This is a genomic window from Serratia sp. A07, assembly GCF_058725505.1.
In genome coordinates, this window is sequence record NZ_JBZXDO010000004.1 from 47,325 (window position 1) to 61,950 (window position 14,626).

The following is a 14,626-nucleotide window of genomic DNA, read 5'->3' on the forward strand; positions in this document are numbered from 1 at the left end:
TAATATATCCAATGAGGAATATTGTTTGGTTATATATGCGACTATTTATTTTCTGTCGATATTTTTATGACAGGGGTTGAGAATATTCTTGGTTAAAAAAGGCGATATCACTGGAAACCCCATCATGCCCTTATTGCGGACGGGCTGAGGCGATTTCTTCTTGTCGTTGCCGTGGGCCCGCCGTGGCTGTCACTATTTTCACATTTCAGGCTCTGCTACCCGTTAGGCGAGTGCGTCCGCCCTGTGATTATTCCATTAAAAACTATAGCTAATTAATGGGTTATATCTCCGCGCTCGCCTCCCGTCATTGAAAAAATTCTCGCAAAAAATCCACACTGTGAAAATAAGATCACACAAGCGTAACAAAAGGTAAACAAACCCCTCCTATATTGGCTGCTTCGCTTTTGGGAGGGAGTGTCATGCGTAACTGGAACGAACCGAAAAAGAATAAAGCGCACATCGAGCTGATCCCGATGATCGACGTGATGATGTTTTTATTGGTGTTTTTCGTCTTGATCAGCCTGAACGTCATTCCGGCGCTCGGGCTGAAAACGCAGCTGCCGTCTGCCGGCAGCGCGCAGCAGCTGAAACCGCAGAAAAAAGCGATCGTCACGCTGGGGGCCGACGAGCAGCTGCAGCTGGATGGCCAGCCAATTGCGCTCGACGCGTTGGTCAACACGCTGAAGCAACAGCAGCAGGCCAACCAGACCACCACCATCATCGTCAACAGCGACAAGGGCGTGGCGGTCGAGCGGCTGGTGGCGGTCATGGACAACCTGCGCCAGGGCGGTTTCCTCTCCGTCTCCATCGCGACACGGAAGCTGTGACATGTATCTGCTCTATCGCTCACGTCATCTTTTCAGCTGGCTGCCGGCGCTGATTGTCGCCGGTTGCCTGCTGTTCGCCAGCCAGCAGGCGGCGCTGAAGATCCAGCCGCGCTACGACGAAACCGCCATCGAACTGGCGCTGGTGGAGCCTGAACCGGCGCCGGAACCCCAACCGGAAACGCCGCCGGAACCCCAGCCCGAACCGCCGCCGCCCGAGCCGGAGCCGATCCCCGAACCGGTGGTGCCGGCGCCGGAACCGATCGTGGAAGCCAAGCCGGTGCCGAAACCGCAGCCGAAGCCCAAACCCAAACCGGTGAAGGAGAAAGCCAAACCGGTAGAGAAGCCTAAAGCGACGCCGGCGCCTGCCGCCCCGCGCGCGCTGGTGAGCAAACCGGCGGCGCAGCCCGCGCCGGCCGCCCCGACGGCGCCGAAGGTGAACGCGCAGGCGATTGAAAACGGCTATCTGCAGGCCTTGCGCCGCGAGCTGGAACAGCGCAAGCGCTACCCGAGCGGGCGCCAGGCCTCGCTCGAGCGCCCGCAGGGCAACGTCGAAGTGTGGCTGGAGGTCGATCGCAGCGGGCGGGTGCTCTCTTCCGGCATCGCCAACAAAGCCGCCAGCATGCTGCTGAACCGCGCGGCGATGAGCAGCCTGCAAAGCATCAGTTCAGTGAAGCCGTTCCCGAGCGAGGCGTTCGCCGGGCAAACAACCAAAAGATTTACCGCAACGTTCAATTATCAGGCGCCTTAGCGCAAGGGTTAATCGTTTGATTTTTATGGGATGCACACAATGAAATCGTTTAATCGTTCTGGGATCTATCTGGCGGTGATGTCGGCGATGCTGCCGGGCGCCGCGCTGGCGGCCGACGCCACCGATGTCGGCACCATCAGCGTCAAGGGGCAGTCGCTCGGCGGCGGCATGATGGTGCAGGATGACAGCGCCAAGGCGCGCTCCACCGTCACCAAAGAGGCGATGGACAAAATGCCGTCGGCGGCCAACGCCATCGACAAGCTGAAATACACGCCGGGCCTGAACGTCAACAGCAACGACGCCAGCGGCCTGAGCGGCGTGGACTACACCATGCGCGGCATGAACTCGGATCAGATCGGCCTGTCGATGGACGGCATTCCGATCAACGACTCCGGCAACTACGCGGTGTACCCGAACCTGCTGGGCGATGCGGAAAACCTGGAGGAGGTGTTCGTCACCCAGGGGTCTTCCGAAGCGGACGGCCCGCACATCGGCTCCAGCGGCGGCAACATCGGCCTGGTGACGCGCCGCCCGGCGAAAGACTTCGGCGGTTTCGTCAAGCAGACGCTGGGCAGCAACAGCCTGAGCAAAACCTTCGCCCGCCTGGACACCGGCGAGTACAACGGCTTCAGTAACTGGCTCTCCTATTCGCACACCGAAGCGAAGAAGTGGCGCGGCGAAGGGCGACTGTACTCCGACAAGTTCGAGATGAACTCGCTGTATGAAGACGGCAACGGCAACAGCAGCAATCTGGTGATGAAGTACAACCGCCAGAACAACACCAACTACAACACTCTGAGCAAGGCGCAGTTCCAAAACGACGGCCGTGACACCGACTACGTCACTACGCCGGAGTACAACAACAAAGGGCAGTTGAACAAGTATTACAAGATTGAACGCAACCCGTTCGAAAACTTCACGCTGTCGTTCACCCAGAAGCTGCAGCTGCGCGATAACCTGTCGCTGACCCTACAGCCGTATTACTACTGGGGCAACGGCGGCAGCTTCAACGGCCAGACGGCCTCGGTGTTGTCCAACACCTCCAGCAAGGCCGGGCAGTACGATCTCAGCAACCTGAAATCCAACACCTACTACCGCCCATCGTGGACCCAAACCTGGCGGCCGGGCATCACCACCAAGCTGAAGTGGGACATCAACGAGCAGCACAGCCTGGACGTCGGCTACTGGTATGAGCGCGCACGTCAGCTGCAGACTCAGCCGTTCATCAGCATCAAGGGCGACGGCAACCCGTCGCAGATTTGGGGACAGCCGGGCGGATCCGATCAGGTGAAGGACGCCAACGGCAACACCGTTCAGGGGCGCAACCAGTACACCATCACTCCGGCGCAGAAGGTGTGGCTGCAGGACACCTGGTTTGCCACGCCGGACTGGACCTTCGTCGGCGGCCTGGCCTATCAGTACGTGGAGCGCAAAGGGGACAACCGCGGCAGCCTGTACAACGTGCCGGAGAAGCGCAAAGCCACCTATCATGAATTCCTGCCGAACTTCAGCGCCAGTTACAAGGTGAACCAGGAAAACCAGGTGTTCTACAACCTGACGCGCAACATGCGCACACCGCCAAACTACGTGCTGTACAACGTCGGCGACTCGCTCAGCACCAAGCCGGAACTGAGCTGGAACCACGAACTGGGCTGGCGTTTCCAGCAGGAAGACATGCTGCTGAGCGCCACGCTGTTCTACATGCGTTACAGCGATCGCCAAATCTCCACCACCAACTCGGCCGGCGACTACGAGATGATGAACATCGGCAACGTGGAGAACAAAGGGCTGGAGCTGGAGTGGAGCGGCCAACTGCCGCATAACTTCAACTACTACACCTCTTATACCTATACCCAATCGAAGCAGAAGAGCGACATCGTCAGCAACGGCGGGCTGCCGCTGCCGACCTCCGGCAAAGAGGTGCCGAACGTGCCGAAAAACCTGCTGAACATGACGTTGGGTTATGACGACGGGCTGTATTACGGCAGCGTCAGCGGCAAGTACGTCAGTTCGTTCTACGGCGATCTGACCAACGACGAGAAGATCGGCGGCCGCACGGTGTTCGATCTGGCGGCGGGGGTGCATCTGCCGGTGGACAAGAAAATCGTCAAAAGCGCTGCGCTGCGCTTTGGCATCAGCAACCTGTTTGACAAGGAATACCTGACCTCGGTGCGCACCACCACCTTCAACGCGGCGCCTTACGGCGGCGTGAAGGCCAGCACGCCGTATTACAACGTCGGCGAAGAACGCACCTTCAGCGTTTCGCTGGAAGCCACCTTTTAACTGAATACCCTGCCGCCTGCCGGGCGGCGGGAAAGAGGAGCCCTGTATGGACGCCAATCTGTTGCACGACATTAGTTTCTACGTGATGTACGCCGCGCTGGCGATCGCGCTGGTGATCATCATCGAACGCACGCTGTACTTCGCCTATACCCAGCGCCAGGCGCGCCGGCTGGAGCAGGCGCTGACGCCGGACGTGCGTCGCGCCGCCGATCTGCCGGACGAGCTGACCCAGCGTAACAGCCTGCCGATGGCGGTGATCGCGCCGGTATTGGCGCAGAAGCACCGCGCCGGCGACCGCGAGGCGATCGGCGATCTGATCGACGCCCAGTACCTGCTGAGCAAGCCACCGATGGCGCGCGGCCTGTGGCTGCTGGAAACCGTGGTCACCGCCGCGCCGCTGCTGGGGCTGCTGGGCACGGTGATGGGGATCATCGAAACCTTCAAGGCGCTGGCCGCCTCGGGGGTGTCCGAGCCGAGCCTGGTGTCGGCCGGGATGGGCACCGCGCTGTACGCCACCGGCCTCGGCATCGCCATCGCGCTGCTGTGCCTGGTGGCCAACAACTTCCTGCAGAGCCGCATGGAGCGCATCAACGAACTGCTGAAGGTGCTGCTGATCCGCGCCGGCCAACCGGCCAGCCGCCCGGAGAGCGGCAGCGGCGAACAATGGGTTGACAGCGGAGCGCCGCGCTATGCCTAATGGCCATCCAGTACGGCGGCCGCTCGGCCGCCTTTATACGGCATTGTGGGGCGGTTGTTTGTTGATGTTGAGCCAGAGCGCTGCGGCGCGTTTTGCGATTCCCGGCTATGAGCTGGTGTACACCGCACCGGTGGAAACCGCGCTGCAGGCCGACGACCTGCGCAACACCGCCGAGGTGTGGCGCGAGATGTTCGACGCGGCGAAAACCCGCATCGATTTGGGGCAGTTCTACGTGGCGAATCAGGACGGTTCGCTGCTGGATGGCGTGCTGCAGCACCTGAAGGCGGCCGGCGAACGCGGGGTGAAAATCCGCTTTTTGGTGGAAGATAAGGGCATTCGCATTTCTACCGCCGAGACGCTGGAACAGCTGAAGGCGATCCCCAATCTGGAGCTGCGCATTATTCCTTACCAGAAGCTGAGCGGCGGCATCCTGCACGCCAAGTATCTGCTGGTGGACGGCGAACAGGCATTCGTCGGCAGCCAGAACTTCGACTGGCGCGCGCTGGAGCATATTCACGAAACCGGGCTGCGCATCAGCGACGCCAAAGTGGTGGGGCAGATCCAGGCGATCTTCGAGCAAGATTGGCAGGCGCAGGCGCTGCTGGCGCAGGATAAACCGGTGCCGCCGCTGCCCGATTCGCCGATGACGGCGCCGACGCAGGGCAACTATCTGGTGGCCAGCCCGCGCGCCTACAACCCGGCGGGGGTGATTGACTCGCAGGCCGAGCTGCCGCGCTTGCTGGCCGGCGCCAAGCGGCGGGTGCGGGTGCAGGTGATGGACTACGCGCCGCTGTCGTTCGGCCCGGAACGCAGCCGCCCCTTTTATGCGGTGATCGACAACGCGCTGCGCAGCGCGGCGGCGCGCGGGGTGCAGATCGAACTGATGGTGGCCAACTGGAACACCAAAAAGCCGGATATCGCCTGGCTGAAGAGCCTGGCGCTGGTGCCGAACGTGCAGATCAAAGTGGTGACCATACCACCGGCCAGTAGCGGCTTCATTCCGTTTGCCCGCGTGATCCACAGCAAGCTGATGACCATCGACGATGAGATTGCCTGGGTGGGCACCAGCAACTGGACCGGCGGCTATCTGGACAACTCGCGCAATCTGGAGCTGGTGATGCACAGTGCGGCGATGAGCGGGCGGTTGGACAAGCTGTACCAACAGCTGTGGAACAGCGTCTACGCCGAACCGCTGCGGCTGGATTACGACTACCCGACGCCCAAGCCGGGCGGCGAATCCTGATAGGCAGGGCGCGGTTAACCCCCGCGCCCTGTGTTTTTACCGACGCCAGCCGGCCTGCTCCAGCGCCGTCACCAGCTGCTCGGCGCTCAACCCTTCCGCCCGGTGGCCGTTGCCGCTGACGGTATTGGCCGCCAGCAACGCATTCACGATCGCTTCCTCCACCGCTTCCGCCGCTGCGGCGAACAGCGCCGAAATGTAGTCGTTGTTCACCATGCGCAGCGGCGTGGTGAAGGCGCCTTTGTTGGCGTAGTCGGCGGGCGGCAGGCCGTCGTTGCCGGTGGCGAAGGCGATGAAAATGTCGCCGCTCGAGTCCTCGGTGCCGCCGCCGGTGCGGGCGATGCCGATGCTGGCGCGCTGCGCCAGCCGCGCACACTGGTGCGGCAGCAGCGGCGCGTCGGTCGCCAGCGCCACCACGATGGAGCCCATGCCGGGATGCGGCAACTGCGGCGTGAACGGCGAGGGGAGATGCCCCAGATGCCGGCCTACCGGGTAACCGCCGACCAGCAATGATTCGCGCTTGCCGTGGTTGGCCTGCACGATGGCGCCCACCGTCCAGCCGCCCTGATCGGCGGGCAAGCGGCGCGACGCGGTGCCGCTGCCGCCTTTGAATTCATGGCAGATCATGCCGCTGCCGCCGCCGACCGCGCCTTCCTGCGGCAAGCCGCCCCGGGCCGCCTGCTGCGCCTGGCGCACGTGCTCGGCCTTGACGTGAAAGCCGTTGATGTCGTTGAGCAGGCCGTCGAAGGTTTCCATCACCACCGGCATATTCCAATACACCGCGTTGTCGCCCGCGGGCAGCGTTTCACGCTCCAGCGCGATCAACGCATCGCGCACCACGCCCACGCTGTGGGTGTTGGTGAAGGCGATCGGGCTGGTCAGCAGGCCCGCTTCGCGCACCCATTCCAGGCCGGTGGCGTCGCCGTTGCCGTTCAGCACGTGCACGCCGGCAAAGCAGGGGGCGTGGCGGGCGGAGCCGGGGCGCGGTTCGATCACCGTCACGCCGGTGCGCACGCTGCGCCCGTCCGCCAAATCGGCATGAATGCTGGCATGGCCAACGCGCACGCCGGGCACGTCGGTGATGGCGTTCAGCGGGCCGGGCGTGCCTGTCCGATAATAATGCCCAGATCCTGAGCGCGCTGCGTCATGGTTATTCTCCTTCTATTGAGGGGGCGGCGAGGGGCGCCGTCTGGCGGCCGCGCAGATGGTTCAGCGCCAGCCCGAAGCCGATAATGCCGGCAATGATAATAAAGTCTTTCAGGCTGCTGGCGATCAAAATCGTCCACAGCACGTACAGGCAGCACAGCAGCGCCACCACCACCGGCAGCGGCCACAGCGGCATCAGATACGGGTGGTGGAAGTGGCGGCGACGGCGGCTGATCAGCGCCGCCACCGCCATGATGATGTACACCAGCAGCAGCAGGATCACGGTGAACGAGGTCAGCGATTCGAGATCGGAGCAAAACGCCAGTAGCGCCGACGGAACGCCGAACAGCAGGGTGGCGATCCAGGGAGTGCCGAAGCGCGGGTGGATGATTTTCAGCGCCCGGTTAAACGTCGGCAGCCAGAAGCCGTCGCGCCCGCTGGCGAACATCATGCGGCTGAACTGCGCCACGATGGCGATGATGGCGTTGAACACCGACAGATAAATCGCGCCGCTTACCACCCGCGCCAGCGTCGGGCCGCCGAGCTGGGTGACCACATAGCCGACCGGATCGGCCTGTTTGGCCATCTCGGTCAGCGACGGCGAACCGATCAGCAGGGCGGTGAACGGCACCAGCTCCACCAGCACCACGATGACCAGCGTCAGCATGATCGCGATCGCCATCGGCCTGCCCTGTTCGCGCATGTCTTCCGCCATGTACACCGCCGCACCGTAGCCGTTGTAGGAGAACAGCGCGACCCCGACCATGGCGACGATCAGCGGCAGCGACACCGGCGCCAGGCTGCCCTGCGCGTCCAGCATCACCGGCGCGGTGAGGATCTCCGTGCTCTGATGCGGGTGGCTGAAGCCGAGCCAGGCGATCAGCGCCAGCACCGCCACTTCCACCACCAGAAAGGCGCCGGTCAGCAGGGCGTTGGCCTTGATGTTGAAAATGGCGCAGATGCCGCCGACCAGCACGGTGAGCATGCCGGCGGTCGAGGCGTCGAACTGGGTGCCCAGCGCGGTGTTCAGGTAGGGCACCGCGCCGGTGGCCAGCACCGCCGGCACGAACAGCGAGGCGCTGAGGATAAACAGATAGGTCTGCAACCCGCACAGGGTGCCGAACAGGCGCTTGATGATGCTGTACTCACCGCCGGCGCTGGGGTGTGCGGCGCCGAGCTCGGCATAGCACAGCGCGATGGCGGCGGCGACGCAGGCGGCGATCAGAAACGACAGAAAGGCGCCGCTGCCGGCGCTGGCGATCGCCAGCGGGGCGATGACGAAAATCGAACTGGCCGGCGTCACGCCGGACGCGGTGATCATCACCACGTCGAGGACGCTGAGATTGCCTTTGAAGGTGTGTTCAGGGGCGGACTCTTTCATGGGATAACGACTCCATTAACGTGTGAGTGAATTATTGTTTTGCTGCACAGGCTGTACGCAGGAATCAAATGGAGCGCGCGGAAATGCCGGGGAGCGTTGCTCCCCGGAAGTTTATTGTTCTTATGTGTTACCCCTGTCCCGATGGGAAGCTGAAGCTGGCGCGCCGGGCATCGCCGGAGGCCGGCCAGCGCTGGGTCACGGTCTTGCGTTTGGTGTAGAACCTGACGGCGTCCGGGCCGTAGGCGTGCAGATCGCCGAACAGCGAGCGCTTCCAGCCGCCGAACGAGTGGTAGGCCACCGGCACCGGCAGCGCCACGTTGATCCCCACCATGCCGACCTGAATGCGGCTGGAGAAGTAGCGCGCCGCTTCGCCGTCGCGGGTAAACAGACAGGTGCCGTTGCCGTATTCGTGGGCGTCGATCAAGGCCATCGCCTCCGGTAGCGACGCCGCGCGCACCACGCCGAGCACCGGGCCGAAGATCTCCTCCTGATAGATGCGCATGCCGGGCGTCACGCGATCGAACAGCGTCGGGCCGAGGAAATATCCTTGGCTGGGGCGGCCGTCGGCGCCGATCACGCTCAGCTCGCGGCCGTCCACCAGCAGCTCGGCGCCTTCGGCTACGCCCTGATCGATATAGCCTTTTACCTTCTGATAATGCTGTTGGGTCACCAGCGGCCCCATGTCGTTGCGGTTGTCGCTGCCGGGGCCGACGCGCATGGCGGCCATCTGTTGCCGCAACCCGGCGATCAGCGCTTCGGCGGTGCCGTTGCCCACCGCCACCACCAGCGGGATGGCCATGCAACGCTGGCCGCAGGAGCCGAAGGCGGCGCCCATCAGCGCGCCGACCGCGCCGGGGATATCGGCGTCCGGCAGCACCACCGCGTGGTTCTTGGCGCCGCCCAACGCCTGCACCCGTTTGTTCTGCCCACAGCCGGTGTGATAGATGTGCTCCGCCACCGGCGTTGAACCGACGAAGCTGATCGCTTTGACACGCCCGTCATGCAGCAGCGTCTCCACCGCTTCGCGATCGCCGTTGACCACGTTGAGCACCCCCGGCGGCAGCCCGGCTTCCGCCGCCAGCCGCGCGATATACAGCGCGGCGGAAGGCACGCGCTCGGAAGGCTTCAGCACGAAAGTGTTTCCGCACGCCACCGCCATCGGCCACATCCACAGCGGCACCATCGCCGGGAAGTTGAACGGCGTGATGCCCGCCACCACCCCCAACGGTTGAAACTCGCTCCAGCTGTCGATGCCCGGGCCGGCCTCTTTGCTGTGTTCGCCCTTCAGCAGTTCCGGCACATAGCCGGCGTATTCGATATTCTCGATGCCGCGCTGCAGTTCGCCCAGGGCGTCGCTGAGCACCTTGCCGTGCTCGGCGGTGATCAGTTGGCAGATGGCGTCGGCGTGCTGCTCCAGCAGATCCTTGAGCTTCATCATGATGCGCGCGCGCTTCAGCGGCGGGGTGTCGCGCCAGGCGGGATAGGCCTGTTCGGCGGCGGCGATGGCGCGCTCCACCGTGGCGCGGTCGGCCAGCTGCACCTCCTGCGCCGATTGGCCGGTGGCCGGGTCGTAAACCGGCTGGCTGCGTTCGCCGCCGGCGGCGGGTTCGCCGTTGATCCAATGGGTAATGGTCATGGTTCTCTCCTTATTCGGTGGCGTTGAGGGCGTCGCCCACGGCGTTGATCAGCGCATCGATCTGCGCTTCGCTGCTGATGAACGGCGGCGCCAGCTGCAGGGTGTCGCCGCCGTAGCGCACGTAAAATCCGCTTTCCCAGCAGCGCATCGCCGCCTCGAAGGGGCGCCGCGCCGGTTCGCACGGCCGCGCCGCCAGCGTAATGCCGGCCGCCAGGCCAATGTTGCGAATGTCGGCGACGTGTTTGGCTCCCTGCAGGCTGTGCACCGCGCGCTCGAAGTAGGGCGCCAGCGCCTGTACGCGCTCCACCATCTGTTCGCGCTGCAGGATGTCCAGCGTCGCCAGCGCGACCGCGCAGCTGACCGGGTGGGCGGAGTAGGTGTAGCCGTGCGGGAATTCGAGCTGGTAGTCCGGCTCGCCGCCGTTCATGAAGGTGTGGTAGATCTCCGGCCGCACCACCACCGCGCCCATCGGCTGCGCGCCGTTGGTCACCTGTTTGGCGATGTTCATGATGTCCGGCGTGACGCCGAACGCCTCGGCGCCGGTCATCGCGCCGCAGCGGCCGAAGGCGGTGATCACTTCGTCGAAGATCAGCAGGATGTCATGCTGAGTACAGATTTCGCGCAGGCGCTGCAGGTAGCCGATCGGCGGCACGATCACCCCGGCGGAGCCGGAGAAGGGTTCGACGATCACCGCGGCGATCGTTGAGGCGTCGCGCAGCGCGATGATGCGGTTGAGCTCTTCCGCCAGCTCTGCCCCCTGTTGCGGCATGCCGCGCGAAAAGGCGTTGCCGGCCAGCAGAGTGTGCGGCAGGTGGTCCGCCTCGGCGCCGGCGCCGAACGTCTTGCGGTTGCCGGCGATGCCGCCGACCGAGATACCGCCGAAGTTAACGCCGTGATAGCCCTTTTCCCGGCCGATAAAGCAGGTTTTGCCCGCCTGGCCTTTGGCGCGCCAGTAAGCGCGCGCCATTTTCAGCGAGGTGTCCGCCGCTTCCGATCCGGAGCCGGTGAAGAACACGTAATCCAGCCCCGCTGGCGTCAGTGCCTTGATCTTGTTGGCCAGTTCGAACGACAGCGGGTGGCCGAACTGAAACGCCGGCGAGTAATCCAGCGTCGCCAGCTGGCGCTGGGCGGCGTCGGTGATTTCCTGCCGGCCGTGCCCCAATCCGCAACACCATAATCCGGACAGGCCGTCGAAAATCTTTCTGCCGTCATGGCTGGTGTAATACGCCCCCGCGGCTTGAGTAATGATGCGCGGCTGCGCTTTAAAATTACGGTTACCGGTAAAAGGCATCCAATGGGCCTCTAACCCTTCGGCATCGAGACTATTTAGCGGGTGATTTTCAGCGGCCATGTTTTCCTCCGAACAGGAAAATAAGAGCGATTAATGAAATAAACCGAGTTGTTAACGAATTGTTGTGCGAAATTGACTATGTACCGCTTGTTCTCTACTGTGAATAATCATATGTCGAAACTTACTTAAGGTTTTATGCAAGTAAAAAAGCGCGCGCTGTTAGGGCAATTGTCGGATATGGATCTGCGTTTGCTGCGGGTATTCAAGGCCGTGGTCGACTGCGGCGGCATGAGCGCCGCCGAACTGGAGCTGAACATCAGCCTGTCGACCATCAGCAAGCACATCAAGGATCTGGAGCAGCGGCTGGGCCTGACGCTGTGCCAGCGCGGGCGCGAGGGCTTTGCGGTCACCGACGAGGGGCTGCTTATCTACCAGGAAACGGTCAACCTGCTGGCGGCCACCGAGGCGTTCCGGCGCGGGGTAGACGAGGTGCACCAGCGCATGGGCGGGCAGCTGCACGTGGCGATATTCGATCATACGGTCAGCAATCCGCAGGCGCAGATCGGCCGGGCCATCGCATTATTCAGCGAGCGTGCGCCGGAGGTTTCTTTGCAAATGTACGTGGAGCCGATTAATACCATTGAACGCGGCGTCATTGACGGACAATTTCAGGTTGGCGTTATTCCCATGCACCGCAGCGCGGAAAGTTTATCTTATCATTCGTTATTCAGTGAGAGGATGTTCTTATATTGCGGCGCGCAGCATGAATTATTTTCCGCCCCCCATGAAACATTAAATTGGGATCTGCTGCACAATTATGCCTTCGCCGGATTAGGCTACCATTCGCCGAATATGGAACTGAGCCTGCAGCAACATTTGCATCGCAAGGCGACGGGGTTCGCGCAGGAGTCGATCGCCACGCTGATCCTGTCCGGCAAATACGTCGGCTTTTTGCCGGATCACTACGCGGCGTTTTTCGTGGCGCAGAATATGATGCGGGCGATCAAACCGGCGCTGTTCCGCTATCACTGCGAATACTCCAGCGTGCTGCGCCGCTCGCCGGTGCCGCAGCGGGTGGTGAAGCTGTTCCATGAGTGCCTGCTGGCGGCCCACGGAACAGCGTGACGCTTACTGCTCTTTCTTCTTGCCGAAGATTCTGATCAGCGCGCCGACCAGGATGCCGACCGCGATGCCGGCGAAGATCCAGCCGATGATGCCCATTTCCTTAACTCCTGCTAGTGCGTTGATCTGATTATATAATCATTCGACGCGAAACGCCTCTTCGATCATCCGTTGCCGCTGTGCCGGCGCATAGTCGATCCAGGAATTCTTGCTGTTGGATTTCTCCAGTGCCACCGCCAATTCCTGGCCGGAAATCGGCAAATCGTCCTGCCAGAACGGCGCGATGGCGTGGCGGGTGATGAAATCGGTCAGGTAGCTCTCCGGGCTGCCCTGCCAGTGCGGGTACAGGCGCGCGGCCAGCTCGGCCATCAGCGCGCGTTGCTGCGGCTGTTCGCTGCTTTCCAACAGGGCAAGGAACGGCAGCAGCAGGCGGCCGCAGACCTGGCCGTGGTGGTAGTCGCGCAGCGCGCCGATCTCGCCGGCGATGCCGTGGATCACCCCCAGCCCGGCGGCGCTCAGCGTCAGCCCCCCAAGGTACGAAGCTTGCATAATCGCTTCGCGCGCCGCGTCGCTGCGGTTGAGCGCCGGCCAGGCCGCAAGGAAGTGGCGGATGCCGCTCAGCGACATGTCGCGCGTCATGGCGCCGGCGGTTTTCGACAGATAGGCCTCGAACAGGTGGGTGAAGGCGTCGATGGCGCAGTAGGCCAGCACCTTGTCCGGCGCGCCGGCCAGCAGCTGCGGATCGAGAATGGCGGTGTGCGGCACGAAGTTATTGTGGCGCAGCGAGGCCTTCACTTTGCTGACCTGGGTGTCGGTGATCACCGCGTTCTGCGTCACCTCGCTGCCGGTGCCGGCGGTGGTAGGAATGGCGATCAGCTGCAGGGTGGCGCCGCTGATTTTGCTGTCGCCCACTTTTTCCATATAGCGCAGCGTCGGCAGCGGATGCTCCACCAGCGCGGAGAACGCCTTGGCGGCATCCAGCACGCTGCCGCCGCCGATGGCCACCACGCGCCGTGCCTGGCCGCGCCAGCGCGCCACCCAGGCGTCTATTTCCTGCGGCGACGCCTCGTGGCTGACGATCTCGGTGCCGATGAGCAGCGGCGCCAGCGATTCGCGCAGGCCGGCGTACACCGGGCCGTTGAGAAAAGATCGGCAGCTGAACAGCAGCGTCGGCTGCGGATTGGCAAGCAGCAGCGGCGGCAGTTGCTGGATGCTGCCGTGGCCGAACCAGGTCTGGCGGTTGGCGATGATGTGGCTGACGGACATGAGGTCTCCTTGACGGCGTTGCAGGGCGCGATGCCACAGCATAAGCCAGCGGGCGCGGAGCGGCCACCGCTTTCCCCGCTGCGGCAACTTGTGAGTTGTTTAACATGTAAACGATCGCGTTCTTGCATTTCGGCGCGCCGGATGCTTTTTTTAACAGTACTGGCCGCCATGCGGCTAACCCCATCCGAAATCGGTAGATTGTTAATGTATTAATAATGGCGAGGCGGGTATGGATATTCAGGTTGAACGCTTGTCTGCGGTGATCGATGCGGTGGCCAGCCCGCGCTTTTATCCCAGCCTGTTGAATTGGCTGGAAGGGTTTTTCGCCTTCGACAACGCCATCGTCTATGCCTTCGAACGCGGCCGGCCGCCGCGCTGCCTGATCAAAACCGAGCGGGAAAACAGCGATGCGGTTAACCAGATCTACCAACAGGGCGCCTATCTGCAGGATCCGTTTTACCGCGCGCTGAACGACGGCGGCGAAGGCGAGGTGCTCACGCTGCGCCAGCTGGCGCCCTGCGGGTTTTATCACAGCGACTATTACCGTAATTTTTATCGCAAGACCGGCTGGCACGATGAGGCCGGCGTGCTGCTGCAGCTGACGCCGGAGCGCGGGCTGGGGGTGTTCTTCGGCTCGGCGTGCCGCACGGTGGCGGTGCGCTACCCGCAGCGGGCGGATCTGCGCAGCGCGCTGACGCTGGTGAAAAGCGTGGCGCGGCTGCATGGCGAAGTGGTGGCGGCACCGGCCGAGGCCGACATGGGGAACGACGATGGCGCGCAGGCGCGTTATCTGCTGACGCCGCGCGAGCGCGAGATTGTCGATCTGATCCTCGCCGGCTGCGGTTCGCAGCAGATTGCCGACCGGCTGTTCATCAGCCTCGGCACGGTAAAAAATCACCGCAAGAACATCTACGGCAAGCTGAACATCGGCTCGCAGGCCGAACTGTTCAGCCTGTTGCTGACCGCCCCGCAGCGCCGCAGCGCGTGAA

11 protein-coding genes and 1 pseudogene are annotated in these 14,626 nt (G+C 63.0%); 7 read left to right on the top strand and 5 right to left on the bottom strand.

Annotation, left to right across the window (positions count from 1 at the left end; all coding sequences use genetic code 11):
- Window positions 1–419: 419 nt before the first annotated feature.
- Genes AC4PR2_RS05650 through AC4PR2_RS05670 form a run of 5 tightly spaced genes read left to right on the top strand, consistent with a single transcriptional unit; the run spans window position 420 to window position 5,798 of the window.
- A complete protein-coding gene (locus AC4PR2_RS05650; protein ID WP_038878355.1) occupies window positions 420–827 on the top strand; it encodes an ExbD/TolR family protein in 408 nt (135 codons plus the stop codon).
- Between the two features lies 1 nt (window position 828).
- Complete coding sequence (locus tag AC4PR2_RS05655; protein WP_346420356.1) at window positions 829–1,575, top strand: energy transducer TonB family protein; 747 nt, start codon at window positions 829–831, stop codon at window positions 1,573–1,575.
- A 39-nt stretch (window positions 1,576–1,614) separates the two neighbouring features.
- Window positions 1,615–3,858: a TonB-dependent receptor family protein gene (locus AC4PR2_RS05660; protein ID WP_060440829.1), complete on the top strand. Its 2,244-nt coding sequence runs from the start codon at window positions 1,615–1,617 to the stop codon at window positions 3,856–3,858.
- A gap of 46 nt (window positions 3,859–3,904) precedes the next feature.
- Window positions 3,905–4,555, top strand: a complete 651-nt coding sequence (locus AC4PR2_RS05665; protein WP_492174946.1) for a MotA/TolQ/ExbB proton channel family protein — start codon at window positions 3,905–3,907, stop codon at window positions 4,553–4,555.
- Complete coding sequence (locus AC4PR2_RS05670) at window positions 4,548–5,798, top strand: phospholipase D-like domain-containing protein (protein WP_060440828.1); 1,251 nt, start codon at window positions 4,548–4,550, stop codon at window positions 5,796–5,798. Before AC4PR2_RS05665 ends, AC4PR2_RS05670 begins: the two co-directional genes overlap by 8 nt.
- A 36-nt stretch (window positions 5,799–5,834) precedes the next feature.
- Here the strand turns inward: AC4PR2_RS05670 and AC4PR2_RS05675 are convergent.
- The 4 genes and pseudogenes from AC4PR2_RS05675 to aptA all read right to left on the bottom strand — a co-directional run bounded on the left by AC4PR2_RS05675 (window position 5,835) and on the right by aptA (window position 11,309).
- A pseudogene (locus tag AC4PR2_RS05675) lies at window positions 5,835–6,943 on the bottom strand (DmpA family aminopeptidase).
- Window positions 6,944–6,945: 2 nt separating this feature from the next.
- Window positions 6,946–8,322: an APC family permease gene (locus AC4PR2_RS05680; RefSeq protein WP_060440827.1), complete on the bottom strand. Its 1,377-nt coding sequence runs from the start codon at window positions 8,320–8,322 to the stop codon at window positions 6,946–6,948.
- Between the two features lie 127 nt (window positions 8,323–8,449).
- On the bottom strand, window positions 8,450–9,958 hold the full coding sequence (locus tag AC4PR2_RS05685) for a CoA-acylating methylmalonate-semialdehyde dehydrogenase (protein WP_070915054.1): 1,509 nt from the start codon (window positions 9,956–9,958) through the stop codon (window positions 8,450–8,452).
- A 10-nt stretch (window positions 9,959–9,968) separates the two neighbouring features.
- The gene (gene aptA, locus AC4PR2_RS05690; protein WP_346420355.1) at window positions 9,969–11,309 is read right to left on the bottom strand and encodes an omega-aminotransferase AptA; all 1,341 of its coding nucleotides are present in this window, start codon (window positions 11,307–11,309) and stop codon (window positions 9,969–9,971) included.
- A gap of 135 nt (window positions 11,310–11,444) precedes the next feature.
- Here aptA and AC4PR2_RS05695 point away from each other — a divergent pair, with 135 nt between their 5' ends.
- Entirely contained in the window at window positions 11,445–12,374 is a 930-nt protein-coding gene (locus AC4PR2_RS05695; RefSeq protein WP_038878382.1) for a LysR family transcriptional regulator, read from the top strand.
- Between the two features lie 135 nt (window positions 12,375–12,509).
- On the opposite strand, the gene AC4PR2_RS05700 is transcribed toward AC4PR2_RS05695, so the two are convergent.
- Window positions 12,510–13,637, bottom strand: a complete 1,128-nt coding sequence (locus tag AC4PR2_RS05700; protein WP_443014446.1) for an iron-containing alcohol dehydrogenase — start codon at window positions 13,635–13,637, stop codon at window positions 12,510–12,512.
- Between the two features lie 229 nt (window positions 13,638–13,866).
- On the opposite strand from AC4PR2_RS05700, the gene AC4PR2_RS05705 reads away from it, so the two are divergent.
- Window positions 13,867–14,625 (top strand): helix-turn-helix transcriptional regulator, encoded by a 759-nt coding sequence (locus tag AC4PR2_RS05705; protein WP_063991506.1) that lies wholly within the window; start codon window positions 13,867–13,869, stop codon window positions 14,623–14,625.
- Window position 14,626 lies beyond the last annotated feature (1 nt).

Coding starts and splice junctions, on each gene's coding strand:
- AC4PR2_RS05650 (WP_038878355.1), top strand. CDS start 420: ATGCGTAACTGGAACGAACCGAAAAAGAATAAAGCGCACATCGAGCTG.
- AC4PR2_RS05655 (WP_346420356.1), top strand. CDS start 829: ATGTATCTGCTCTATCGCTCACGTCATCTTTTCAGCTGGCTGCCGGCG.
- AC4PR2_RS05660 (WP_060440829.1), top strand. CDS start 1,615: ATGAAATCGTTTAATCGTTCTGGGATCTATCTGGCGGTGATGTCGGCG.
- AC4PR2_RS05665 (WP_492174946.1), top strand. CDS start 3,905: ATGGACGCCAATCTGTTGCACGACATTAGTTTCTACGTGATGTACGCC.
- AC4PR2_RS05670 (WP_060440828.1), top strand. CDS start 4,548: ATGCCTAATGGCCATCCAGTACGGCGGCCGCTCGGCCGCCTTTATACG.
- AC4PR2_RS05680 (WP_060440827.1), bottom strand. CDS start 8,322: ATGAAAGAGTCCGCCCCTGAACACACCTTCAAAGGCAATCTCAGCGTC.
- AC4PR2_RS05685 (WP_070915054.1), bottom strand. CDS start 9,958: ATGACCATTACCCATTGGATCAACGGCGAACCCGCCGCCGGCGGCGAA.
- aptA (WP_346420355.1), bottom strand. CDS start 11,309: ATGGCCGCTGAAAATCACCCGCTAAATAGTCTCGATGCCGAAGGGTTA.
- AC4PR2_RS05695 (WP_038878382.1), top strand. CDS start 11,445: ATGCAAGTAAAAAAGCGCGCGCTGTTAGGGCAATTGTCGGATATGGAT.
- AC4PR2_RS05700 (WP_443014446.1), bottom strand. CDS start 13,637: ATGTCCGTCAGCCACATCATCGCCAACCGCCAGACCTGGTTCGGCCAC.
- AC4PR2_RS05705 (WP_063991506.1), top strand. CDS start 13,867: ATGGATATTCAGGTTGAACGCTTGTCTGCGGTGATCGATGCGGTGGCC.